This window comes from Bombella apis, assembly GCF_018221685.1.
GTDB lineage: Bacteria > Pseudomonadota > Alphaproteobacteria > Acetobacterales > Acetobacteraceae > Bombella > Bombella apis.
Genome location: NZ_JAGJTM010000001.1, coordinates 206,352 through 229,245 on the forward strand (window position 1 = coordinate 206,352; position 22,894 = coordinate 229,245).

General features: G+C 58.6%; 22 protein-coding genes and 1 tRNA gene. 10 read left to right on the forward strand and 13 right to left on the reverse strand.

Annotated elements, in window-relative coordinates:
* The first annotated feature begins 6 nt into the window (after window positions 1–6).
* From J8Z04_RS00900 to J8Z04_RS00915, 4 genes are all read left to right on the forward strand, one after another.
* Window positions 7–957, forward strand: coding sequence for an efflux RND transporter periplasmic adaptor subunit (locus tag J8Z04_RS00900; protein WP_192848677.1), 951 nt, complete (start codon window positions 7–9; stop codon window positions 955–957).
* A gap of 89 nt (window positions 958–1,046) precedes the next feature.
* Window positions 1,047–1,973 carry a metal ABC transporter solute-binding protein, Zn/Mn family gene (locus J8Z04_RS00905; RefSeq protein ID WP_192848676.1) on the forward strand — a complete coding sequence of 309 codons (927 nt, stop codon included), beginning with the start codon at window positions 1,047–1,049 and terminating at the stop codon, window positions 1,971–1,973.
* Window positions 1,970–2,629: a metal ABC transporter ATP-binding protein gene (locus J8Z04_RS00910; protein WP_086431606.1), complete on the forward strand. Its 660-nt coding sequence runs from the start codon at window positions 1,970–1,972 to the stop codon at window positions 2,627–2,629. Before J8Z04_RS00905 ends, J8Z04_RS00910 begins: the two co-directional genes overlap by 4 nt.
* Entirely contained in the window at window positions 2,622–3,458 is an 837-nt protein-coding gene (locus J8Z04_RS00915; RefSeq protein WP_043559127.1) for a metal ABC transporter permease, read from the forward strand. Before J8Z04_RS00910 ends, J8Z04_RS00915 begins: the two co-directional genes overlap by 8 nt.
* Here the strand turns inward: J8Z04_RS00915 and J8Z04_RS00920 are convergent.
* Entirely contained in the window at window positions 3,445–3,630 is a 186-nt protein-coding gene (locus tag J8Z04_RS00920; RefSeq protein ID WP_043559129.1) for a hypothetical protein, read from the reverse strand. The two genes, J8Z04_RS00915 and J8Z04_RS00920, sit on opposite strands and share 14 nt — an antisense overlap.
* A 269-nt stretch (window positions 3,631–3,899) precedes the next feature.
* Here J8Z04_RS00920 and J8Z04_RS00925 point away from each other — a divergent pair, with 269 nt between their 5' ends.
* Genes J8Z04_RS00925 through J8Z04_RS00935 form a run of 3 tightly spaced genes read left to right on the forward strand, consistent with a single transcriptional unit; the run spans window position 3,900 to window position 6,836 of the window.
* A complete protein-coding gene (locus tag J8Z04_RS00925; protein WP_192848675.1) occupies window positions 3,900–4,580 on the forward strand; it encodes a histidine phosphatase family protein in 681 nt (226 codons plus the stop codon).
* Window positions 4,577–5,944 carry a lipopolysaccharide biosynthesis protein gene (locus J8Z04_RS00930; RefSeq protein WP_086431607.1) on the forward strand — a complete coding sequence of 456 codons (1,368 nt, stop codon included), beginning with the start codon at window positions 4,577–4,579 and terminating at the stop codon, window positions 5,942–5,944. The genes J8Z04_RS00925 and J8Z04_RS00930 overlap by 4 nt, the downstream gene beginning before the upstream one ends.
* Window positions 5,945–5,972: 28 nt before the next feature.
* On the forward strand, window positions 5,973–6,836 hold the full coding sequence (locus tag J8Z04_RS00935) for a hypothetical protein (RefSeq protein WP_052348980.1): 864 nt from the start codon (window positions 5,973–5,975) through the stop codon (window positions 6,834–6,836).
* 54 nt (window positions 6,837–6,890) lie between these two features.
* On the opposite strand, the gene J8Z04_RS00940 is transcribed toward J8Z04_RS00935, so the two are convergent.
* From J8Z04_RS00940 to mnmE, 9 genes are all read right to left on the reverse strand, one after another.
* On the reverse strand, window positions 6,891–8,318 hold the full coding sequence (locus J8Z04_RS00940) for a nucleoside/nucleotide kinase family protein (protein WP_197981644.1): 1,428 nt from the start codon (window positions 8,316–8,318) through the stop codon (window positions 6,891–6,893).
* Window positions 8,319–8,563: 245 nt separating this feature from the next.
* Entirely contained in the window at window positions 8,564–8,977 is a 414-nt protein-coding gene (locus tag J8Z04_RS09475; protein WP_192848674.1) for a DUF805 domain-containing protein, read from the reverse strand.
* A 163-nt stretch (window positions 8,978–9,140) separates the two neighbouring features.
* A complete protein-coding gene (locus J8Z04_RS00950; protein WP_043559132.1) occupies window positions 9,141–9,491 on the reverse strand; it encodes a DUF3147 family protein in 351 nt (116 codons plus the stop codon).
* A gap of 88 nt (window positions 9,492–9,579) precedes the next feature.
* Window positions 9,580–9,655: transfer RNA gene (locus J8Z04_RS00955), tRNA-Lys, on the reverse strand.
* 80 nt (window positions 9,656–9,735) lie between these two features.
* A complete protein-coding gene (locus tag J8Z04_RS00960) occupies window positions 9,736–10,635 on the reverse strand; it encodes a ParB/RepB/Spo0J family partition protein (RefSeq protein WP_103765673.1) in 900 nt (299 codons plus the stop codon).
* 5 nt (window positions 10,636–10,640) lie between these two features.
* Window positions 10,641–11,441: a ParA family protein gene (locus J8Z04_RS00965; RefSeq protein WP_408610233.1), complete on the reverse strand. Its 801-nt coding sequence runs from the start codon at window positions 11,439–11,441 to the stop codon at window positions 10,641–10,643.
* Complete coding sequence (gene rsmG, locus J8Z04_RS00970; protein WP_192848743.1) at window positions 11,425–12,003, reverse strand: 16S rRNA (guanine(527)-N(7))-methyltransferase RsmG; 579 nt, start codon at window positions 12,001–12,003, stop codon at window positions 11,425–11,427. The genes J8Z04_RS00965 and rsmG overlap by 17 nt, the downstream gene beginning before the upstream one ends.
* Window positions 12,003–13,874 carry a tRNA uridine-5-carboxymethylaminomethyl(34) synthesis enzyme MnmG gene (mnmG, locus tag J8Z04_RS00975; RefSeq protein ID WP_192848673.1) on the reverse strand — a complete coding sequence of 624 codons (1,872 nt, stop codon included), beginning with the start codon at window positions 13,872–13,874 and terminating at the stop codon, window positions 12,003–12,005. The genes rsmG and mnmG overlap by 1 nt, the downstream gene beginning before the upstream one ends.
* Window positions 13,875–13,884: 10 nt before the next feature.
* On the reverse strand, window positions 13,885–15,177 hold the full coding sequence (gene mnmE / locus J8Z04_RS00980) for a tRNA uridine-5-carboxymethylaminomethyl(34) synthesis GTPase MnmE (protein WP_192848742.1): 1,293 nt from the start codon (window positions 15,175–15,177) through the stop codon (window positions 13,885–13,887).
* Window positions 15,178–15,265: 88 nt separating this feature from the next.
* Here mnmE and J8Z04_RS00985 point away from each other — a divergent pair, with 88 nt between their 5' ends.
* From J8Z04_RS00985 to cydB, 3 genes are all read left to right on the forward strand, one after another.
* Complete coding sequence (locus tag J8Z04_RS00985; protein WP_081562444.1) at window positions 15,266–15,727, forward strand: methylated-DNA--[protein]-cysteine S-methyltransferase; 462 nt, start codon at window positions 15,266–15,268, stop codon at window positions 15,725–15,727.
* A gap of 239 nt (window positions 15,728–15,966) precedes the next feature.
* Window positions 15,967–17,382, forward strand: a complete 1,416-nt coding sequence (locus tag J8Z04_RS00990; RefSeq protein ID WP_043559146.1) for a cytochrome ubiquinol oxidase subunit I — start codon at window positions 15,967–15,969, stop codon at window positions 17,380–17,382.
* A gap of 1 nt (window position 17,383) precedes the next feature.
* Entirely contained in the window at window positions 17,384–18,403 is a 1,020-nt protein-coding gene (cydB, locus tag J8Z04_RS00995) for a cytochrome d ubiquinol oxidase subunit II (RefSeq protein ID WP_043559149.1), read from the forward strand.
* A 228-nt stretch (window positions 18,404–18,631) separates the two neighbouring features.
* On the opposite strand, the gene rho is transcribed toward cydB, so the two are convergent.
* The 3 genes from rho to J8Z04_RS01010 form a co-directional block, all read right to left on the reverse strand.
* Window positions 18,632–19,942, reverse strand: coding sequence for a transcription termination factor Rho (gene rho / locus J8Z04_RS01000; protein WP_043559152.1), 1,311 nt, complete (start codon window positions 19,940–19,942; stop codon window positions 18,632–18,634).
* Between the two features lie 288 nt (window positions 19,943–20,230).
* A complete protein-coding gene (locus J8Z04_RS01005) occupies window positions 20,231–21,775 on the reverse strand; it encodes a GMC family oxidoreductase (protein ID WP_232086411.1) in 1,545 nt (514 codons plus the stop codon).
* Window positions 21,776–22,212: 437 nt separating this feature from the next.
* Window positions 22,213–22,839: a gluconate 2-dehydrogenase subunit 3 family protein gene (locus tag J8Z04_RS01010; protein ID WP_192848672.1), complete on the reverse strand. Its 627-nt coding sequence runs from the start codon at window positions 22,837–22,839 to the stop codon at window positions 22,213–22,215.
* Window positions 22,840–22,894 lie beyond the last annotated feature (55 nt).

The following is a 22,894-nucleotide window of genomic DNA, read 5'->3' on the forward strand; positions in this document are numbered from 1 at the left end:
CTGCCAGTGTTTACCCGTGCCTACCGCCTCATCCGTTTTGCTGTCACGGCTTCCATCCTCTGCGTGGCCGGGTTCGTGGCTGTTGTCCTCTGGGACTATTACACCGCCGCCCCGTGGACCCGTAACGGGCAGGTGCGTGTACAGGTGGCCAATATTGCTCCCCGTGTCTCCGGGCAGATCATCACCGTTCCTGTCCATGACAACCAACAGGTCCATGCTGGAGACGTGCTGTATGTCATCGACCCGTTCGACTATCAGGTCGCCCTCGAAAAAGCCGATGCCGATGTGAACAAGGCCAAGGCAGACCTGGAGTTCCGCCTGAATCAGGCCCGGTGGCGCCATGCCATCCCGGGAGCGGCCGTCTCGCAGGAAGAAAAGACGCAGTATGAGGCTCTGGCACAGCAGGCCCGGGCCATCTACAGCACAGCCCTTGCCCAGCGCAGACAGGCCCAGATCAATCTGGACCGCACGACCGTCCGCAGCTCCATAGACGGCATCATCACAAACCTGACCATGAGGCCGGGGGACTATGCCTCCGCCGGGCAGGTGAACATTCATGTCATCGACACGAATTCATTCTGGGTGGATGGGTATTTCGAGGAAGTGAAGGTCCATGATCTCAGCGTGGGAGACCCTGTCCGCATGGATCTGATGGGCTATCACACCCCGCTTTATGGGCATGTCCACAGCATCACCCGTGGCATTGCGAGCAGGAACGCCCTGACCAATGCCCTCGGCCTGCCCACCGTGGACCCTGTTTATACATGGGTGCGGCTGGCCCAGCGTATTCCCGTCCGCATCAGCCTGGATTCCATCCCGCAGGACCTCAACCTCGCTGCCGGCATGACCGTCACCGTTACAGCCATTTCCGAGAAAGGGAACAGGCGGCGGCGCAGCAACGAGGATGCCTTCCAGCATCTCAGTGACGATCTCCGCCATCTGTTCGGGCACAAATGAGAGAAGGGGAGGGGAGGACCGTGCCTTTTCAGACAAACGAAATGTTATTATATAACATCCACGTCTGCTGATGGCCCTGAAAGGCTTCCATGTTCACGGTGCGTTTTCTCCCCTGCCTGCCGCTTTTTCTGACATTGCTGACAGGCCTGCTGCCCCTTCCTTCCCGGGCCAGCACGGAAACGGGACCGGACCGACCAGCCCCCCTGCTGAGCTGCGTGGAACCCGTCTGGTGCGATATCGCCCAGCAGATTGGTGGCCCAGCGCTACGGACACGCTCGCTCATCACCAGCGAGGGGCTGGACCCGCACCATCTCCAGCCTTCACCCCTCATGGCCCGCCAGCTGGCAGCCAGTGATGCCGTGCTGCTCAATGGAGCCACCTATGATGACTGGGCCATGAAGCTGCTTCCCGCCTCTGTGAAGCTCTTCCTTGCTGCCAGTCAGGGGGACTGGCAGACCGGAGAAGACCCGCATCTCTTTTTTGATCTCCCTACGGTCCGGAATACGGCCCGACAGATCGCCGTCTGGGTTGCCGGGCTTCGCCCCCAGGCCCAGCAGGACATTGACAGGCGCCTCGCCCTGTTCGAACAGCAGATCGACCAGATCGCCACCCGCCAGCAGGCCATCCAGCAGAGAGACCATGGCGCCCCCTTCGCCATGACCGAACCAGCCGGGGAACGTCTCCTGCTGGCGGCTGGGCTGGTCATGACAGACCAGAGCTGGGCCCGTGCCCTGATGAACGAATCCGGTCTGTCTCCCCGTGACACCGCCATGCTGGAAACAGCCCTGCACGAGAAGACCATCCGCTTTCTGGTCAGCAATCCGGCCATCAGCGCCCCACAGGCGAGCAGAATGGAGGACATGGCCCGTCAGTCCGGCATTCCAGTCCTTGCCATCGGGGAAAGCCTGCCCACCGGGCAACACTGGCAGGACTGGCTGAACGGCATCCTCACATCGCTCGAACAGGCCCTGTACCAGACAGCGCCCCGCAACACCCCGCTACCCCCCCATCCATGAAGGAAGCCCGCCTTACCTGCCGGGATGTCAGCCTCCAGGTAGGGGGCCATCCTGTCCTGCATCATGCCACTCTTGATGTTCCCCTGGAGGGCCTGACCATCCTGCGTGGACAGAATGGAGCCGGAAAAACCTGTTTTCTCCGAGCCCTCATGGGGCTGCTTCCCCTACAGGGGGGAGAGCTTCTCATCAATGGCCACCCACCCGCCAGAGCCCGCCGCCATTGTGGGTACATGCCGCAGAAGGCTGACGACACGGCGCCCATGCTGCCAGTCATCAGCCATGTCATGGCCTGTCTGGATGGCACGCACTGGGGCTTTCCTGCCCCTCGCAAAACCCGCAGGAAAGCCAGGGCCCTTCTGGCTGAAGTCGGGGCCCTGCCTCTGGCCTCACGCCCGCTCGGAGCGCTTTCTGGCGGCGAAAGACAACGTGTTGCCCTTGCACAGGCCCTTGCCGGCTCCCCGAGGCTGCTCATTCTTGACGAACCCTTTGCCGCCCTGGATCGTGCCAGCCATGAAGCGCTGCTACAGCTTTTCAGCCAGCTTCACCAGCAGAAAAAGGTCAGTCTGTTCATCACGGTTCATGGGCCGCTACAGACCACTGGCCTTGACCTGCCCATGAGAGAGATCACTCTGTCAAAGGGAGCGCTGCATGTCTGAGACCAATCCCTTTTCTTTCCCCTTCATGCAGCATGCCTTTCTGGGCTGTTTTCTCGTTTCGCTGCTGGCTGGCACGCTGGGCTGGCTCATGCTGCTGCGGCGACAGGCTTTTGCAGCCCATGCCCTGCCGCATATCGGCTTCAGTGGGGCAGCAGCGGCCGTGTGGCTGCATCTCCCCCCACTGGCAGGCATGATGGCCGCCAGCATGGTGGGCGGTCTCTTCATGGGGCAGGAACAGCGGGGCAGACAGCATCCCACCCAGCGGGACACGATGACCGGCCTCATTCTGGCCGCCAGCCTGGGGATTGGTGTCTGGTGTCTTCATGAAGCGAATGAAGCGTCTTCCCAGACAACGACCCTGCTTTTTGGCGATGTCCTGGGGCTGGATGGCCCAACCCTTGGCATGCTGGCAGGGCTGGTCTCTGTCTGTCTTGGAGGGGTGGCCATCCTCTGGCGCCCCCTGCTTTTCAGCAGCCTTTGCCCCAGCCTGGCAGAGGCACAGGGCCTCTCGCCAACCCGGCTGGGCCAGCTCTTCCTCCTGCTTGCCGCCCTCGCTGCGGCGGCCTGTGCGGAAATCGCCGGAGCACTGCTCTGTTTCAGCCTGATGGTCGGCCCCGCTGCCGCTGCCCTGAAGCTGGAGCTCCCTCCCTTCCGGGGCATGGTCTGCTCCGTTCTGGGGGCGCTTCTGCTCTCATGGGGCGGGCTGCTCCTCGCCTGGTACAGCGACATTCCCCTGCCATTCTGGATCAGTCTGGGCGGTGTCGGCCTCTACCTGCTGGCTGGAACCGTCATGACCCGGAAAGCCTTGCGTCCTGTCAGAAATCCTTGAGGTTCATCAGAATCAGATGGACGCCGATAAGGATGGCAACAATGACGACATGAAACAGGATCACCCATTTGCCATCCAGCACGAATACTTCATTGTCGCTCTTCGGCCAGACCGTGCGGAACAGCCTGACCCAGAAACCCGGAGCCATGACCGGCCCTGCTGAAAGTTTCATGTCCGTCTCTCTCCTTCGTGGCTTTCTGGCCTGTTCCCCACCTGACGGGGCCATGCCTATCAGATAGCTGTCCCGGCGTCAGAACGGAATGAAAAACCGCATCCAGGACCGCAACAGTTTTCACAAATTATGAAACTTCTCCTTGAGAGCTGTTTCTTTCCCCGCTATGCGCCTTATCATGAATCTGTGATCAGCCTGTCAGCCCTCCCCCGGCAAACCGACACAGCTGTCTGACCCATTCGAGAGGTTTTTTTGTGACGCAGCCCGCCATGCCAGACCCTCAGGAGCATTTTCTGGATGGACCGGACCTCCCCGCCGGTGTGACACGTTTCTGGCTGGTGCGTCATGCCATCGTGGAAGAAGCAGCACGACAGACCATGTACGGCACGCTGGACGTGCCCCTCTGTCCCCAGCATCTCCGCAGCCAGAAGCCCGCCTACGAGGCCTTGGCCCGGCGCCTGCCCCGCAAGGCGACATGGTTTTCCTCCCCCCTCCAGCGGGCCCGCGACACCGGCCTGACCATTCAGAAAGCCGGCAATTTCTCCACTCCCATGAGGATTGACCCCGCCTTCATTGAACAGTCCATCGGGCAATGGAACGGTACCCCCCACGACACGTTTCCATCCCTGCTCAGAAAACCGGCTCCCCCTTTCTGGTCCATCGCAGCAGATGAACGTCCACCAGAGGGTGAAAGCATGGTGGATGTCCGCCAGCGCATCGGCCTGGCGCTGGAAAGCCATGCCCGACAGAATGCCGGAAAAGACATGGTCATTCTTAGCCATGGCGGCGCCATTCGCATGGCTCTTGCCCACTGTCTGGACATCCCCGTGGAAACGGCCCTGCGCTTCTGCATCCAGAATCTTTCCCTGAGCATCATCGAACATATTGCCGGGTATTGGCGGGTTGTTGCCATCAATGAACTTCCTGCCTTCCACGAGCCCGCAGAATGAAAGGGTGGTTCAAGGATGATCTTTTCCGCGTTGTTCTGAAAAATGCGGGAAAGCTGGGATCGACCAAACTCATCGGGGCTGTCATGGGCCTCGTCGCACTGGTCGTGACCGGGCGAACACTGCGCCCGCATGATTTCGGCGTGCTGACACTGATAGCCTCCTACATCGAGACGATTGCCGCCATCGGCCAGTTCCAGAGCTGGCAGATTGTCCTGCACTATGCTGCTGTTCCCTGGCAGAAGGGAGAGCGCAAGACTGTTCAGACCAGTATCAGCCTGGCCATGGGGCTGGATATCTGTGCGGGGCTTCTCTCCATGGTGTTCGGCATGGTGGCCTTCCTCTGTCTGGGCAAAGTGCTGGGTGTCCATGACAAGCCAACCCTGCTGATCCTGCTCTACTGCACGCTGATCCCCGGCATAGGCAGCACGGCCGCCTACGGCATCCTCCGCCTTTTCGACCGCATAGACCTCGTCTCCCGGCAGCAGCTCATCACGCCAGCTGTCCGGGCTGTCTGCTGCCTGCTGGCATGGGGCAGTGGCATGAAGCTGGCCGGTTTCGTCATCGCCTGGTACCTGGCTCTTCTGGCTGGCCAGATATATCTCTGGGCCACGGCCCTGCTGGAACTGAAACGCCATGACCTGCTGAAAGGGCTGCGCCCCAGCATCCTGAAGGCAGCCCGGCAGATGCCAAAGGGCATGTGGGGCTTCGTCTGGACCGCCAACATCACCACCCTGCTGGAAACGGTCTGGGAGCCGATCAGCAAACTGCTGGTCGGCAAGATCGTCAGCACATCGGCAGCCGGCCTCTATTCCCTCGCCATGGAGTTTCTGGATGCTGTCCAGCGGCCTGCAAAACTGCTGGAGAAAAGCTACTACCCCGAAGTCGTTCTCATGGATCCACGGACCTCCGCCCCATGGAAGCTGGCCCTGCGGACCAGCGTCCTTTCCGGCGCACTGGGCATGCTGGCCATGCTGGTTGTCTATATCGGGGGGAAACCCGTCATCAGCATGTTCGGTCACCGCTTTGGCGATGCCGCAACCCTGATGATGTGGATGTCTCCGGCTCTGGTCTTCTTCACCGCCGGGCTGCCAATGGAAGGCGTGCTCTACACGGCGGGACGCTCCCATTACATCATGCTGGCCCAGCTCGTTTCCGTGATTCTTTACGTCCCGCTGCTTGTCTACATGGGCCATCACTACGGCCTGAACGGCGCCGGGCTTGCCTATGCCCTGGGCATGTTCTTTGCTACCATGACCACGTTCGCCATAATGGGTATAACCTATCTGCGCCGCAACAGGATCATCCTCCCTCATGAAAGGGAGATCCGCCAGACCGACAGCCTGCCCGCCTCGCCCGGCAGCTGATACCTTGCCAGGAGATGCCAGCCCAGCCATGCCCATTTTCCCTTTCCGCCCTTCTGCCAGCCGCCGCAGCACACCGGCTTTCCCTCAGAAGATGCTGGATACCGTCTTTGAGCATGTTCTCCTTGATGACGTTCCCCACCCTGACACCCCCCTGCCCGAGGATGTCCTGCCCGCCTGTGAGAAGACTGAAATCCGGGATGGCTACAATCTCTGCTGGCAGCTTCTCGAACATGGCGTGGACCGCAAGGCCTTCCGTCGCCTGATCCTGAAGATTGCCCTCTCTGGCACAGCCAGCAAGGACGAACAGCTGGCCTTCAAATACGCACGGGCCAAATTCAAGCACATGCGCTTTGCCTGTGCCAATTTCACCAGGCAGCACCGTTATCCGCTCCTGCTGCATGTTGTCACCATCATCATGGGCAACATGCAGGATGCCTTCAAAAACCACCAGCGGCGGGCTACGCTGATCAACGGCCTCATCCTCTGGGTCGTGCTCTCACCGGTCTATTACTGGCTGATCGCCGCCCCCATCGCTCTCTGGAAAGAAGACAGTACGGCAGGCATCATCGCTTACCAGAAGAAAGAAAATGCCAGACTGGCAAAACTGATACGCACGCTGGATGCCACAACCGGCCATGAATTCCATGTCATGCGCAAGATCATCAGCCGCCGGGTGGCCTTCAATGACACACTGCGCACGATCCGCCCCTCCAGAGCGCTGGACCAGCTTTCAGAATATCTCGCCACGATCAACGGCATGATGGGCGATTTCCATGACGGGCTGATCGAGAAAAAACTGGAGGGAACGCAGGATTACCGGCGGGACCGCTTCCAATCCCCGGAGGGAATTCCCCAGCGCATCCGGGCCTTCCTGGAACGCAGCCCACACTGAACGCCCGCCCCTTGCGGCAAGGCCCATCCAGAAAAACGGATGGGCCTTCCTGCTTCAGACAAGCCCGTGCCGTACCAGAATATCCAGCACGTCCTGCCGCACAGCTTCGTAAGACTGGCGGGCATCGACCTCAACCAGCGGAGCATGATTGAAATTCAGCTGCGGCATCAGCTCCGCCTTGATCCGCAGGGCCTCGAGGTCATGGTCCGGTTTGCGGCCATGGGCTGTTTCCGCATCCACATTCAGCCGGATGACCAGATCAGGCCGGAAGGCCACGATCCGGCGATAGATGCCACGTTCCAGCCAGGCCAGAAACCGGATCAGCGGATTGCTGCTATAAGCCGCTGAAAGACCAGGACCATCACACTGGCCAGGAATTTCCATTTGCGGGTAACGGTCCGTCACCACCAGAAATCCCTTCTCGACCGCCCGCCTGACCCGTAGAAAGCGCTTCAGCCGCACCAGAGAAAAGACAAACAGAACAAGACCCGTCATCAGGCCCGGCATTTTTTCACCCTTGGTCCGGGCCTTCTTGGCCTTGCCGTTCAGCTTCTTCTCCAACGCTGGACCAATAAGGGGCAGAGCCCCGATCCGCCGCCCAAGATCACCCGAACCAAGACCAAGATACCCATAAACGGTTGGACGTGTTTCAGAAAAATGCTGGACCAGAGACTGGCTGATACTGGACTTGCCAGACCCATCACACCCAACCAGCGAAACCAGACAGCCTGCCCGGGGCTGCGCAGCCAATCCCTGGCCGGAACGGGGATAGAGTGCCAGCACCTTGCGGACTGTTTCTTCTGCCTGTGCCAGCACCTGCGCCAGCGGCTCGGTGGCATCGATATCAACGATGGGAGCACCAGAAAAATCCAGCCGGGCAAGGTCTTCAATCTTGCGGGCCAGCTTGAAAGAAACATGGTCCGGCTTGCGTTGCAGGGCTGTCTCCAGGTCAACATTCAGCCGTATGACAACATCTGGCCGGAAACGGGCCATCCGTGCATAAAGCGCCCGCTCCACCCGGCTGAAAATCCGCAGCAGGACGCCATCCCGGTTCAGATTGGCCAGAGTGGGGCCATCCATGGGGCCGGGCACACTATTCTGCGGATAACGATCCGTCAGCACGGCCATGCCCCGTTCATGTTTGCACCGCATGAGTGCGAAACGAAACACACGCCGCATGGACAGAACGAAACCCGACACGGCCGCCAGCACGCCTGCTTTTTTGCCGGTCTGTATCCGGCTGTTTTCTTTCCTGGCCTTGCCTGTCACATACGGGCCAATGAAGGGCAGGGGGGCAAGCGTACGCTCCAGATTACCTGCCTGCTTGCCGAGATGGCAGAAAGCCGTCGGCCGCTCGGCCTGCAACAGCGCCAGCAGGGCCGTCCCCACGGTGGACTTCCCACTTCCATCACACCCGACCAGGGCTATCACCGGCTGATGCCGCCCTGCGACTGGCCGAGGCTTGAAATCGCTTACACGCATAGCACTCTCATCTTCTCTGACGCTGCCATCCTATCCTGTCCTGCCTGTCCATAACAGACTTATGGCCGGCCTGCCCGCATAAAGTGCCCTGATCCAGCCATATATCCTTAACATGAGGAAACACGTCATCATCATGAAACGGTCTGCCCATAAAAAATGGCTGGCAACCTCCATGAGGATGCCAGCCATCGAAACTTGCTGAATATCGCTTATGCCTTTCTCAGGACATGAAACAGATTTTACTCTCAGCCTCTGCCGTTACCAGGCGGAGGACCAAACCTGTTGTTCCCCGGCGTCCCCGGCTGACACAAAAAAATGAGAGTAGCGATCGGGCAAAGCAGGAATGGGATAATGGGAAGGAAAACGAGTGGGGACAGATGTCCCCCTGACGGATTTAATTTATACAGGAACGCAACATAGTAAACGATCACTGAGAAGGATGCTGACGGCAGCCATACCCACCAACCGGACCGACCAGTATCATGTAACCGTCGCATCCCAACAACTATACCCGGTAAAAACATTAAAATAGAAAAAACAATCCATGGAAATATACTAACAAATATATAATAAATTATTTCAATAACAAAATAAAAAATACATTCAAAAAGCCTAAAATACCAGTATTCAGGACAAGTTGCCCGTCCGCTGAATGTCACCTAATTTTTTATACCTTTTATGAAATAGCCGAACGGACTGGCACTCTTCACGTTTCATCCTCCAGAAAGAAAGAGTAATTTTTCAAAAAAATAAATGAAAAGTCAACGCAGGGTAACGTCAGTCAAGACGCAGAATAATCATGAGCATGTCCTGTCTGACCATTTACAGGACCATGCCATAACGTCGGGCGCACCAGACCACGACAAGATAAAGCAGAACCGTCAATACACAGCCAACCGCCAGACTGCCCCAGAAAGGCCAGCCTCGCCGCAGGAGGGCGGGAATGAGCAGAAACATGGGCAGGGATGGCAGAACGTACCAGAAAGTCGCCTCACTATGAGTGGCCATCAGCTCACGGTCCGGTTTCTCAGCCCAGAGAAAAATCATCCCCAGAACAGACACAAGCGGCAGGGACGCAATGAGCGCACCCAAGGCAGGAAGGCGACGGGCCACCGTGGCAATGGAGGCCACGAGCACGGCGGACAGAGCGGTTTTTAGGAGAAAGGGGATCATCTTCTTTCCAGCAGAAAACGCAGAGCGGGTGTCCTGCCGCTGGCATCCGGAAAGTTTTCGACATCTTTTCAGGGGAACCGGCCGATTGTGGTGGGCACACTAGGGCTCGAACCTAGGACCCGCTGATTAAGAGTCAGCTGCTCTACCAACTGAGCTATGTGCCCACAATCGGTAACCGATGGATGGTTATCTATCAGCCTTCATGAAGGCTGACAAGGGGATTTTAAATATTTTCTCAAAAAAATCAGCTCTGTCCGGTCAGACGGGCCATGAGGGCCTCAAACTGCTCCAGAGAGGAATAGTTGATCTTCAGCGATCCACTTTTCCCATTGAAGCGTATCTGCGTCTTCAGCCCGAAACGGGCTGAGAGGTCTTCCTCCAGCCGGGTGATCTCCGGAGCCGGGGCAGCCGTGGTCTTCTCCTCACTGGCCGCCTTGTTCAGCCGGGCCACAAGGTCTTCCGTCTGGCGAACATTCAGCCCCTTTGCCAGCACCTCAGCCATACCGGCCACCGGGTCGGGATGGCCCAGCAGGGCACGGGCGTGACCGGCACTCAACCCACCATCCCGCAGCTGGACCAGAACAGCCTCCGGCAGGTTCAGCAGGCGCATGGTATTGGTGATGTGAGAGCGGGACTTGCCAATCGCCCCGGCCAGTTCCTCCTGCGTCAGGCTATAATCCTGCAGCAGCCGTTGCAGCCCCATTGCTTCCTCAACAGGGTTGAGATCCGACCGCTGGAGATTCTCGACCATGGCCGCCGCCATGGCATCCGTATCATCAAGCTGACGGATATAGACGGGCACCTCATGCAGGCCCGCCTTCTGCGAAGCCCGCCAGCGGCGTTCACCAGCAATGATCTGATACCGCCCCTTCTGCTCGGGGTCCGGTCTCACAAGAATGGGCTGGATCACCCCGCGGGAGCGGATGGAATCAGCAAGCTCGGCCAGCCGGTCTTCATTCATGTCCCGACGCGGCTGGAACGGACTGGGAGCGAGCAGATCCACCCCCAGACTTCCTGGCTGGGACGGAGCCTGAACCTCACCCTGCGGGGCCCCAACACGGGCCAGATTGGGCGCCTGATCCCCCAGAAGAGCGGCCAGACCCCGGCCAAGTTTGCGGGAGGAGGGGGATGCCTTCTTTGCCATGGTGCTCAGCCTTTCTTCTTCAGCCGTTTCAGCAGCTCGGCCCCCAGAGCCTCATAGGCCAGTGCCCCGGTGGAACTGCGGGCATAATCCATGACAGGCCGCCCATGACTCTGTGCTTCGGAAATACGGATATTACGGGGAATCATCGTTTTGAAGACCTGATCACCAAAGAAGCCACGGGCATCCTCCGCCACCAGAGCAGAGAGATTGTTGCGGGTATCGAACATTGTCAGCACGATCCCTTCCAGATGCAGGTCCGCATTGAAGGCAAGACGCACCCGCTCGATGGAACGGACCAGCTGGCTGATCCCCTCCAGAGCGAAGAACTCGCACTGCAACGGCACCAGAACGCTCTGGGCCACGACAAGCGCATTGAGGGTCAACAGCCCCAGGCTGGGCGGGCAGTCGATCAGAATGATGTCATACCGGTTAAGCAATGGTTTCAGGGCATCCCGCAGCCGGTATTCCCGCCGGTCCTGGTCGATCATCTCCAGCTCGGCTCCGGCCAGGTCGCCATTGGCAGGCATGACATCCAGCTTCGGCACCACGCTGGAACGGAGAAGCGTCTCCGCCGGGGCATCCTCCAGCAAGGCGCCATAGGTGCCACGGCCACGCTCATCATAATCCAGCCCGAGGCCTGTTGACGCATTGCCCTGCGGGTCAAGGTCCACCAGCAGGACACGCTTGCGCTGCGCCAGAGCTGCCGCCAGATTCAGGCTGGTCGTCGTTTTGCCGACACCCCCCTTCTGGTTGGCAATGGCGATGATGTGCGGTGTATGTGAAGCAGCTTTAGACACGTCTGAAATCACTGATCCTGAGAAGGACCCCGTCTGGGTCTGTTCGGCTTGGGAAACTTTCATATCTCATGTGCCAGTCAGAACGGGCACTGGTCAACTCATCTGACGCTTTTCTTCCCTTGAGGAAAAGACAGTAACCTTCCTCCTTCAGCAGGGGCCGTGCCCAGTCGAGCAGCTGGGGCAGGGGGGCCAGCGCACGGGCTGTCACAATGTCCGCCGGTTCCACCTCTGCCTGCTCGATCCGTTTTGCTAGCACGGTGACACGGGTACCACATTCCCGTGCTGCTTCCCGCAGGAAGGCGCACTTCCGCTGGTCGGACTCAATCAGCGTGACCGGGTTTCCTGTTGCAATCGCCACGATCAGCCCGGGGAAACCACCGCCAGAACCAAGGTCCGTTATCCGCACACCAGCCGCAACATGCGGGACGAGCTGGAGACTGTCCTCAATGTGACGCTGGCGGAGGTGGGCGATATCCTTCGGGCTGACAAGATTGATCTTCTCATTCCAGCGGGTCAGCAGGCTGGCAAAATGGGCGAGCTTCTTTTCTGTTTCATGTGAAACATGCGTCATCATGTACGGCTCCTGACATGGGCAAGCAGGGCAATGAGGGCAGCGGGCGTCACACCCCGGACACGCCCCGCAGCGGCGAAATCGGCCGGACGGGCAGCCCCCAGCCGCTCCTGCATTTCCTGGCTCAGCCCCCCGATCGCCCCGTAATCCAGATCATCCGGCAGGCGCAAGGCCGCCTCACTCTTCAGCTGCTGGATTTCCCGCTCCTGCCTGCGCAGATAGCCACCATAGCGGGCCTCTGTCTGTACATGCCGCCCGATACGGACCGGCAGAGCGGCAAACCATGGAGAGAGACTGGCAATCCGTGTCTCATCGGCCTGTGTCGCCAGTACGTCCAGCAGGCTGCGCCGCCGTCCATCCTGCGAGACCTCGATGCCATGCTCCCGCAGGTGCTGGGGCAGGAAGGCCGGTTTCCGGGCTTCCTCCATCGCTTCATCAATCTGGCGCACCGTCTCACGGAAGGCCGCCTCACGTTCTGTGCCAACACATCCGGCCTCGATGGCCTTTGGTGTCAGGCGCAGGTCCGCATTGTCCGCCCGCAGAAGAAGGCGATATTCCGCCCGTGAGGTGAACATGCGATAAGGTTCGCTGATACCATGCAGAGTCAGGTCATCAATCAGCACGCCAAGGTAGGATTCCTCCCGTCCCAGCGTCAGGGGCTCCCTGCCTGCCACGGCCCGGGCAGCGTTCAGACCGGCCAGAAGACCCTGTGCGCCCGCTTCCTCATACCCTGTCGTGCCATTGATCTGCCCGGCGAGATACAGGCCGGGCAAGGCCCGCAGCTCCAGAGACGGACGCAGCTCCCGTGGGTCAACATAATCATACTCAACGGCATAACCGGGGGTGACAATGCGGGCCGTCTCCAGCCCCGGCATGGAAGCAATCATCTGCGCCTGCACCTCGGCAGGCAGAGAGGTGCTGATGCCGTTGGGGTAGACCAGCTCCCCACCCGGATTGCCCGGCAGGGCCTCCGGCTCCAGAAACACCTGATGACTGTCCCGCCCTGCGAAACGGACGATCTTGTCCTCGATGGACGGGCAGTAGCGGGGACCCCGCCCGGTGATCTCACCGCCATACATGGCCGAAAGATGCAGGTTGTCCTCAATGATCCTGTGTGTCTGTGGGGTTGTCTGCGTGATGCGGCAGACGATCTGTCTATTGGGCAGGGAGGCTGTCAGCGTACTGAAGGCCTCCGGCTCGGCATCGCCCTCATCGGCAGGCAGGGCCTCCCAGTCGATGCTGTCACGGGCCAGACGGGGCGGGGTGCCTGTTTTCAGGCGGCCCATTTTCAGCCCCAGGGCTTCCAGCCGCTCCCCAAGCTGCGTGGCGGGCGCATCGCCAATGCGTCCGGCTGGCTGGCTGACCCGCCCCGTATGGATCACGCCCCGCAGGAAGGTGCCGCTTGTCAGCACGACCGCCCCGGCGGAAAAACGGCGGCCATCCTCGCAGATCACACCCCGGACATGGCCCTTCTCGACAATCAGGTCGCCCACGGCCCCGACCAGCATGGTCAGGTTTGGTGTGGCCGCCAGAAGGTCCTGTATGGCGGCCCGGTAAAGCGAGCGGTCCGCCTGCGCCCGTGGCCCATGTACCGCTGGCCCTTTGGAACGGTTCAGCAACTTGAAATGAATTCCCGCCCGGTCTGCCGCCTTGCCCATGAGACCATCAAAGGCATCAATCTCCCGCACGAGATGGCCCTTGCCGATGCCTCCGATGGCCGGATTGCAGGACATGCTGCCTACGGTGTCCAGCCTGTGCGTCAGCAGCAATGTCCGGGCCCCGAAGCGGGCAGCGGCAGCGGCGGCTTCCGTCCCGGCATGACCGCCCCCCACCACGATGACATCATAGGTTTGCGCAGGTGATGTGCTCATTGAGGTAACGTCACTTTCCTATACAGAACTGGCCAAAAATCGTATCAAGCAGGGCTTCCACATCCACATGGCCCGTCAGTCGGCCAAGGGCCTGCATGGCCAGACGCAGCTCCTCTCCTCGCACCTCCGGCCATGGGGCTTCCAGCGCACGGGTCATATGTTCCTGTGCCTCCTTCAGCCCTGCCCGATGGCGGGCACGGGTCAGGGGCGGGGTGCCACGCTGAGCCATGAGACGGGACAGATGGGCTTTCAGCCATGCCTTCAGAGGGGCCAGACCGGCTTCATCCTTCGTATGGATGCCAAGCTCATCCTCCCGTGCCGGGGCGAGGTCCGTCTTCGTCCGCAGCCTTATGGCGTGATCCGCCAGCAGGGGCGTCTCATCCCCCGGCCCGACAAGATGAAAGAGCAGATCGGCCTCTTTCACGTGCCGCATGGTCCGGCGGATGCCTTCCGCCTCGATCTCATCCTCCGTCTCCCGCACGCCTGCCGTATCAATCAGCCGGACACGGATGCCCTCTATCATCCAGTCCACGGCGATGGCATCCCGTGTCGTACCCGCCTTCTGCGTGACGATGGCAGCATCCTGACCACTCAACGCATTCAGCAGGCTGGATTTTCCCACATTCGGTGCCCCCGCCAGAACGATCTTCAGACCATCACGGACGATCTCGCCCCGTTCATCGGCCAGATGGGCCTGCATCTCTTCCGCCAGGGTCCGGCAGTCACCCAGCAGGGCGTCTTCCACCTCCGGGGGGAGTTCCTCATCCGGGAAATCGATCAGGGCTTCCTGCTGGGCCAGAACCTGCCGCAGGCGGGACGCCCATTCCGTGTAAAGCTGGCTCAGGGCACCATCAGCCTGTTTCAGGGCCTGATGCCGCTGGGCCTGCGTATCGGCTTCGATCAGATCGGCTATGGCCTCGGCCTGCAACAGGTCCATCCGTCCTGCCTGCACGGCCCGACGGGTGAACTCTCCCGGTTCGGCAGGGCGGGCACCAAGGGAAACAAGGGCCTGCGCCACTGCCTCCACGATGGCCGGACCGGCATGAAGATGCAGCTCGAAGCTGTCTTCCCCCGTATAGGACCGAGGCCCCGGCAGCCAGAGGACGAGAGCGTGATCCAGCACGTCACCTTCATGCCGCAAAGCCCGCAGGCTGGCATGACGGGGAGCTGGCAGGGCATCACAGAGAGCCGCCAGCAGGGCCGCACTCTCCGGCCCGCTGACCCGCATGACCGCAATCGCCCCCTGCACCGGGCCTGTCGCCAACGCAAAAACCGTCTTGGTGGAAATGCTGGATGATGTCATGCCGCCTTTCATACAGCACTCATGCCCGAAAAGCAGCGGGCCAAAGAAAGAATTGACGCTCTCCCGCAAAAGGGGCAGCCTGACAGCCATGCCACAGCTTTCTTTCCATTCTCCCCTCGGTGCCCTGACCCTCAGCGAAGAAGAGGGGCAGATCGTCTCCCTTGATGAAGGCTGGGGCCGGGACCAGAGTGAGACGCCCCTCCTGCTGAAAGTGCGGGACATGATGCAGGATTATTTTGATGGAGAGCCGGTGGATTTCCAGTCCATTCCACTGATGCTTGATGGCACGGCCTATCAGAAACGTGTCTGGGCGGCCCTGCGTGCCATTCCGCACGGGCAGACCCGGACCTATGGCGACCTGGCCAAAACTGTCGGTGGAAGCCCGCAGTCCATCGGTCAGGCCGTGGCCCGCAACCCGCTGCTCATTCTCATCCCCTGCCACCGTGTCCTGCCCTCCCACGGCAGGGGCCATGGTGACTATAGCGGGTTTGAAGGCGCAGAGAGCAAGGCCTTCCTGCTGGGGTTGGAACAAGAAGCATCCAGTTCCTGAAACACGGGATCATCCAGCCTTACCTTATTGCCAAAGCTGATCATCACATGATCTTACAAAAATATGATGGCAAATTTTCATCACCTGCCATCGGCCTGACCCCGCAAAAAATGACGGGAATTTTTTATTTAAAAAATATTTATAAGAAGAAAAATAAAATCAATTGTTGAAAACTCGCCAAAATCAATAATGAAAAAATGTCAAATTCCTCCCATTCCAACGAAAAGGAATGATTATATATGGTTAATGACCATGAGTTACCTCTCACAATCGCACGAATACAATTCGCCTTTACCGTTGGCGTACATATAATATTCCCAGCATTTTCGATCGGTCTATCTGTATTCCTCACCTTTCTTGAAGGCATGTGGTTAAAAACGAATGATAACCGTTATTTGAATCTCTTTAAATACTGGTTGAAAATCTTCTCCATCGTCTTCGGTATGGGGGTCGTCTCTGGCATCGTGATGGCCTACGAGTTCGGTACCAACTGGGCAGGCTTCTCTGCCAAGGCAGGGCCCATCACAGGCGTGCTTCTCTCTTACGAAGTCATGACGGCCTTCTTTATGGAGGCTGGTTTCCTTGGTGTCATGCTGTTCGGGCTGAACCGTGTCGGCCGCAGAATGCATTTCTTTGCAACCTGTGCCGTCACTACAGGAACGCTGATCTCCATGACATGGATCCTTGCATCCAACTCATGGATGCAAACCCCACAAGGCTATGTCATTGACCAAAAGACAGGCCATTTCCTGCCCCATGACTGGCTGGCCATCATCTTCAATCCATCCTTTCCCTACCGGATCACCCATATGGGGCTGGCTGCCATGCTTTCAGTGGCCTTCACGGTAGCTGCCGCAGGTGCATGGCATCTGCTCAAGGCCAAAAAGGGAGGTACACAGGCAGACAGTACGATCCGCCTCATGTTCTCCCTGTCCCTCTGGATGATTGTCATCACAGCCCCTCTCCAGATCATAGCGGGCGACATGCATGGGCTGAACACCCTGAAATATCAGCCCGCCAAGATTGCCGCCATGGAAGGCGACTGGACAAGCGAAACACGAGCCCCTGAACTGTTGTTCGGCATCCCGAACATGAAGACAGAACGTACGGATTACGCCATAGGGATTCCGCTACTGGGCTCCTTCATCCTGACCCATGATATCAACGGCAAGGTGCCCGGCCTGAAAGATTATCCGGCAGACCAGCGGGCCCCGGCACCAATCGTGTTCTTTTCTTTCCGCATCATGATTGCCCTAGGGGGGCTTATGCTGCTCTGCGGCCTCTGGTCACTCTGGCTGCGGCGCCGACAGCGTTTGTTCGACCATCCTCTTTTCCTGCGGGTGATACTCACCATGGCACCAGCTGGGTTTCTGGCTCTGCTCTGTGGCTGGGTTACGACAGAAGTCGGGCGGCAACCATGGACGGTCTATGGCCTGCTTCGCACGAAAGACAGCGCCTCACCGCTGGCACTCTCCAGCCTGTCTTTCTCCATGCTGTTTTTTGTTGCGGTCTATCTCTTTGTTTTCGGCTCAGGCCTCCTGATGCTCATCCGCCTGCTACGGGCCACCCCAGAAGCTGCTGACAACACCAGCGATGACATCATGATCCTAGGTAGCCATCATCATACGATCTCTCAGAACAAGGATGCGTCATAACATGTCCGGCCTTGCATTCTATCTTCCCTTCATCTGGGCGTTCATCGTCATTCTGGCCATTTCGGTCTACGTCATCCTTGATGGCTTTGACCTGGGAATTGGCATGCTCTTTGCTTTCGAGAAAAAACCGGAGCATCGTGACATCATGATCAACACGATTGCCCCCGTCTGGGATGGTAATGAAACATGGATGGTTCTGGGTGGAGCAACCCTGTTCGGTGTTTTCCCCGGTGCTTACAGCACGCTGCTGCCTGCCTTCTATATCCCCATCATCATCATGCTGGGGGCTTTGATCTTCCGTGGTGTTGCATTCGAGTTCCGCATCATGGCGCACTCACCCAACCATCGGGCCTTCTGGAATACGGGCTTCATGGCAGGGTCCACACTTGCCGCTTTCTGTCAGGGCTGCATTCTTGGCGGGTACGTTCAGGGGGTGCATACAAGCCACGGTGCCTTTGCCGGAGGAGCCATGGACTGGCTGACACCGTTCAGCGTTCTTTGTGGCCTGTCCGTTGTTACAGGTTATGCTCTTCTTGGTACGACCTGGCTCGTTTGGCGCACATCCGATGAACTGGAAGCACGATGCCGCCGCTGGTCCAAAAGATTATCCATTCTGATGATTCTCTGCATCATTGCCGTTAGCTGCTGGACGCCGTTTCTCCATGCGCCCTATCTCCATCACTGGATTGCCTTTCCGAACATTCTGTTCGGCCTGCCTGTTCCTCTACTGGTGGCACTGGCCGGTTTCCTGATGTGGCGGACCCTAGACAAGGAACACGCCATCACGCCTTTCCTGTGCGCCATTGGATGGTTCCTGCTCAGCCTGGTTGGCCTGGCCATTACCATCTGGCCCTACGCTGTACCACCAACCCTGACCCTGTGGGATGTAGCATCTCCAGTTCCCAGCCAGCTTTTCCAGCTCGTCGGGACCGTCATCCTACTCCCCATCATCACGGGATATTCGATCTATTCCTACTATCTTTTCCGTGGAAAGGTCACAAAAGCCGATGGATATCACTAAGTTCACCACATACGATAAGAAGAAGGTGCCAGCCTCCTTCTCCAAACGTCTAGCGTGGTTCTTGGCCCTCTGGGGAATGGGCACTCTTGCCATCATCTTGATGGCAAGCTTCCTTCACCTTCTGATCCCCCATGGCTGATGGTCTGACATGGACTTCACCTAAAGAAAAGGCAGGGCCATATGCATGGCCCTGCCTTTTCTTTCATGGACAACAGACCAGGCTGTTAATCAGTTGTTCATCGCATCGAAGAAGTCCTGATTGGTCTTGCTGTAACGCAGCTTGTCCAGCAGGAAGTCCATGGCATCCATCGTGCCCATCGGGGCAAGGATACGGCGCAGGACCCACATCTTGGAGAGGGAAGCCCGGTCCACCAGCAGCTCTTCCTTGCGGGTGCCGGACTTGGTGATGTCGATGGCCGGGAAGGTGCGCTTGTCTGCCAGCTTGCGGTCCAGCATCAGCTCGGAGTTGCCCGTGCCCTTGAACTCTTCAAAGATGACCTCATCCATGCGGGAACCTGTATCAATCAGGGCCGTGGCAATGATGGTCAGCGAGCCACCTTCCTCGATGTTACGGGCCGCACCGAAGAAACGCTTCGGCCGCTGGAGGGCGTTGGCATCCACACCACCGGTCAGCACCTTGCCGGATGAGGGCACGACCGTGTTATAGGCCCGGGCCAGACGGGTAATGGAATCCAGCAGGATGACCACATCACGCTTGTGCTCGACAAGGCGTTTCGCCTTTTCCAGCACCATTTCCGTCACCTGCACATGGCGGTGGGCCGGTTCATCAAAGGTGGAGGAAACGACCTCACCACGAACGGACCGGGCCATGTCCGTCACTTCCTCAGGTCGTTCATCAATCAGCAGAACGATAAGGAACACATCCGGGTGATTGGCAGAAATGGAAGCAGCAATGCTCTGAAGCATCACCGTCTTACCCGTTCTCGGCGGTGCAACGATCAGGGCACGCTGCCCCATGCCGATGGGAGAGACCAGATCAATCACACGGGAGGTGTAATCCTTCTGGTCCTTGCGATCACGCCCCTTGCCCTTGGCAGGAGCCGGAGCAGCGCAAGCTTCCCCTGTCGGCTCGGTTTCCATGCGGAGACGGCGCTCGGGGAAGAGGGGGGTCAGGTTGTCGAAATTGATACGGGCACGGACCTGCTCTGGTGCCTCAAAATTGATGGTATTGACCTTCTGGAGGGCAAAATAGCGCTCTCCATCCCGGGGCGCCCGGATCTCACCCTCCACCGTATCACCAGGCCGCAGGGCAAAGCGGCGCACCTGGGCCGGAGACACATAGATATCATCCGGGCCGGGCAGATAATTGGCTTCCGGGCTGCGCAGAAAGCCGAAACCATCCGGCAGGATCTCGAGCGTTCCTTCGCCATAAATGGCCTGCTCACGCTCGGCGAGAGTCTTGAGGATGGCAAACATCATGTCCTGCTTGCGCAGGGATGATGCATTTTCGACCTCCAGCTCTTCAGCAAAAGCCAGCAGATCAGCAGGGGATTTCTTCTTCAGTTCGGCGAGATGCATGAAATGATGCGCCTTGATATGCCCCGGTGGGGTAACTAATCGGAATAGACGAAAAACCAGAATACAGGCCGGGTACCCGCACGGCAGGACCATGCGCCACGGGGCATGCCGGGCCTCAGGGACAGTCAGGGCTGCCGCCCCACAGGGAACTGGCAAAACTGCCTTCCGGTGCGAAGGAGATGACCCGGAAGGCAAAGCAGGACGCCGCCACCATCAGGTCGGCTTTCTTCCTAGGTGAAAGAGGGCCGCACTGTCAAGCGGGCCCTCCTTGCGGGGCAGGGCAGCCTTTCAGACCACTTTCAGCATGGCATCCGCCGTGCGCAGGGCAAGGGCCATGATTGTCAGGGCCGGATTGGCCGCACCGGAACTCGGGAAGGTGGAGTGGTCGCTGATCCACAGATTGTCGATGTCGAAACTGCGCCCATATGGATTGACCACGGCCGCTCCTGCATCGGTTCCCATCCGGCAGGTGCCGATCATGTGTGCGGCCCGGCTGATGACACGGATGTCCTTCGCCCCGATGGACTCCCACATCTTCACCATCAGGCGGGATGCATGGCGGTGCATGGCGTCCTCATTGGGGCCGTATGTATGGTCGATCCGTGGTTTGGGCAGACCGAAAGCGTCTTTTTCATCAGACAGGGTCACACGGTTTTCATCCCGTGGCAGGCTTTCCCCGTGCATCCCGATACCCGCACTGTAATTGTAGGCTGCCAGCGTGCGGCTGAGGGCCTCACCACGGCGCCCATCCGCCCGGACCAGATTGGCAGCCCATGTGAGCGGCATCATGCCCAGGGACTGGAGCAGATACCCTCCCGCAAAGTCGGCATCCTTTGGCCTCAGCATGTCTTCGGAAATGGTCAGGGATGGGTAACCCTTGTTGGGCCGGGTTTCTTCATCAAACACACCCCAGACCTGCGTGGATACATGCGTCATGTAATTGCGTCCCACCTGCCCGGAACTGTTCGCCAGACCGTTGTTCAGCAGCAGGCGGGCCGTTTCCACCGCTCCGGCAGACAGGACAACAGCCCGGCATTTCTGCCGTTCCTCCCGTCCGTCACGGACATAGATGACCGCCGTGATCCGCCCCTGGCTGTCCCGCTCAAATCCCGTCGCCATGCAGCCAGGACGCAGTTCAGCCCCATGGGCACAGGCCAGTGGCAGATAGGTGTTGTCCACGCCCGATTTCGCCCCGTTCCGGCAGCCCTGATGACAGGCACCGCAATTCACGCAGGCTTCCCGTCGGCCAAAATGAGGCTGGTCATGAGCTTTCGTGATGACAGCCAGAGGACCATCTGCATGACGCAGCCCTACATTGTCACAGGCCTGACGCATCTTCAGGGCGGCATTGTTGGGTGCTGCGGGCGGATAGGCATAATGGCGGCTCTCATCCCAGGGATAAGATGCTGGGCCACTCACACCTATGAAGCGCTCTACTTCTTCCACGTAAGGCTGAAGCTCTTCGGCTCCGAAAGGCCAGTCCACCCCTTTCCCGCTCTCACTGTACAGGCGGTAATCCCGGGGATCCATGCGCGGCAGGAAAGCCCCGTAATGAAGCAGGGACCCCCCAATCCCTGTTCCACTGTTATTACCCCCAAAGGCCTGCGGTGTTCCCCCACCAGACAGACGCTCATGCAGCCAGTACAGTTCCTGTGCTGTCGGCTCATCCGGCGTGTGGGACCTGGCCTTGAAAGGAGGGCCGGCTTCCAGCGCCACGACCTTCCGCCCTGCCATGGCAAGCCGCGCAATGAGCGGTGCGCCGCCGGCGCCCGTCCCGATGACGACAACATCGGCAGTTTCCTGTGAAAAATCATTATGCGTTTTCTGCATCATGCAACTGTTTCCATCACTTATGGATCAAAGATGTTCGTACTGGGGTACATGGGGACAGTACGGCCCGAAGCGGGAGAGGTACCGAGTACCGGGGACGGTACTGTACCCCCTTATGAAACGGGGATTGTACACAGCCTCATTGTGGAAAAAGAGGGATAACGTTCTGCACCCCTTGTTCTAGCCTACCTTCAGAGGTTGTACACACTGTGAGTAACCTGGGGTACATTTTCCGAAAGCCGGGTACCCCGGTTTCCACAAGGTCTTTCAACAACATCTAAATCTAAGATTTGTAAATTCATATGTTGTGTTGTCTGGCTGTCCTTTCTTCCATTCCAGCTCCAGACTGGCTTGTCGCCATGAAGAAAGACCTTAGTTCATGTCCCTACGATCCCTTTTTTCTGTTTCTTCCAGAGGCGGAAAAGCCCTGAAATTCTCCTTCATCCCATTTTTGAAAAACGGCGCTCATTTTCCGGCTCAAAAGCCTCTTTTTTGGTCAGTGATTCAGTAGAAAACCCTTGAATTTCCTTGTCTCCACCAGTCAGGCTGGAGGAAATTCCAAGCCGTTCCTGTGCAATCGGATGCGCCAGAAACGCTGCAACGATCTGGTTGCGGAGATCACCACTCCACAACTTCATCTGTGAGGCTGAAAAAGGCGCCTGAGCATTGACCGGCAGGGAGCCATCAAAAGCCCTGTCCAGCAGCGTACCACGCTGATCCGTGTCAAGAGAGGCATAATCCTGTCCAAAAAGGCCCCGGGCATACAGTTCCAGAGAGGCAAGACCATCTTCCCAGGCGGCCATATCTGTCGGCAGATCGGCAAAACGCCATCCATCTCCAGGCCCGGCGAGAGCCTGATCGATCATGACTGCCAGATTGAGATGCAGCTCACCCAGAAGTGGTGCCTGTGGCAGAATGTCATCACAGACCAGCTCAAGAAGCTGAAAAGCCTCTGGGGAAAGATGTTTCCTCTGGCCCTGTTCCTGTTCCATTCTTTCGAGCAGGGCAGTGCGTGTCCGAGAGGATATGTGGTCTGACTGAAGAAAAGCGGGCAGGGTTCTGGTCATGAAAGGTTTCCTGCTGGAAAAGTGAAAAGACAAAGAGAAGGCTTTACCCTATAGC

What these genes read in the sequence shown, in the direction of transcription:
- J8Z04_RS00905 (WP_192848676.1), top strand. Translation starts at nt 1,047, where the DNA reads ATGTTCACGGTGCGTTTTCTCCCCTGCCTGCCGCTTTTTCTGACATTG.
- J8Z04_RS00910 (WP_086431606.1), top strand. Translation starts at nt 1,970, where the DNA reads ATGAAGGAAGCCCGCCTTACCTGCCGGGATGTCAGCCTCCAGGTAGGG.
- J8Z04_RS00915 (WP_043559127.1), top strand. Translation starts at nt 2,622, where the DNA reads ATGTCTGAGACCAATCCCTTTTCTTTCCCCTTCATGCAGCATGCCTTT.
- J8Z04_RS00920 (WP_043559129.1), bottom strand. Translation starts at nt 3,630, where the DNA reads ATGAAACTTTCAGCAGGGCCGGTCATGGCTCCGGGTTTCTGGGTCAGG.
- J8Z04_RS00925 (WP_192848675.1), top strand. Translation starts at nt 3,900, where the DNA reads ATGCCAGACCCTCAGGAGCATTTTCTGGATGGACCGGACCTCCCCGCC.
- J8Z04_RS00930 (WP_086431607.1), top strand. Translation starts at nt 4,577, where the DNA reads ATGAAAGGGTGGTTCAAGGATGATCTTTTCCGCGTTGTTCTGAAAAAT.
- J8Z04_RS00935 (WP_052348980.1), top strand. Translation starts at nt 5,973, where the DNA reads ATGCCCATTTTCCCTTTCCGCCCTTCTGCCAGCCGCCGCAGCACACCG.
- J8Z04_RS00940 (WP_197981644.1), bottom strand. Translation starts at nt 8,318, where the DNA reads ATGCGTGTAAGCGATTTCAAGCCTCGGCCAGTCGCAGGGCGGCATCAG.
- J8Z04_RS00950 (WP_043559132.1), bottom strand. Translation starts at nt 9,491, where the DNA reads ATGATCCCCTTTCTCCTAAAAACCGCTCTGTCCGCCGTGCTCGTGGCC.
- J8Z04_RS00960 (WP_103765673.1), bottom strand. Translation starts at nt 10,635, where the DNA reads ATGGCAAAGAAGGCATCCCCCTCCTCCCGCAAACTTGGCCGGGGTCTG.
- rsmG (WP_192848743.1), bottom strand. Translation starts at nt 12,003, where the DNA reads ATGACGCATGTTTCACATGAAACAGAAAAGAAGCTCGCCCATTTTGCC.
- mnmG (WP_192848673.1), bottom strand. Translation starts at nt 13,874, where the DNA reads ATGAGCACATCACCTGCGCAAACCTATGATGTCATCGTGGTGGGGGGC.
- mnmE (WP_192848742.1), bottom strand. Translation starts at nt 15,177, where the DNA reads ATGACATCATCCAGCATTTCCACCAAGACGGTTTTTGCGTTGGCGACA.
- J8Z04_RS00985 (WP_081562444.1), top strand. Translation starts at nt 15,266, where the DNA reads ATGCCACAGCTTTCTTTCCATTCTCCCCTCGGTGCCCTGACCCTCAGC.
- J8Z04_RS00990 (WP_043559146.1), top strand. Translation starts at nt 15,967, where the DNA reads ATGGTTAATGACCATGAGTTACCTCTCACAATCGCACGAATACAATTC.
- cydB (WP_043559149.1), top strand. Translation starts at nt 17,384, where the DNA reads ATGTCCGGCCTTGCATTCTATCTTCCCTTCATCTGGGCGTTCATCGTC.
- rho (WP_043559152.1), bottom strand. Translation starts at nt 19,942, where the DNA reads ATGCATCTCGCCGAACTGAAGAAGAAATCCCCTGCTGATCTGCTGGCT.
- J8Z04_RS01005 (WP_232086411.1), bottom strand. Translation starts at nt 21,775, where the DNA reads ATGATGCAGAAAACGCATAATGATTTTTCACAGGAAACTGCCGATGTT.
- J8Z04_RS01010 (WP_192848672.1), bottom strand. Translation starts at nt 22,839, where the DNA reads ATGACCAGAACCCTGCCCGCTTTTCTTCAGTCAGACCACATATCCTCT.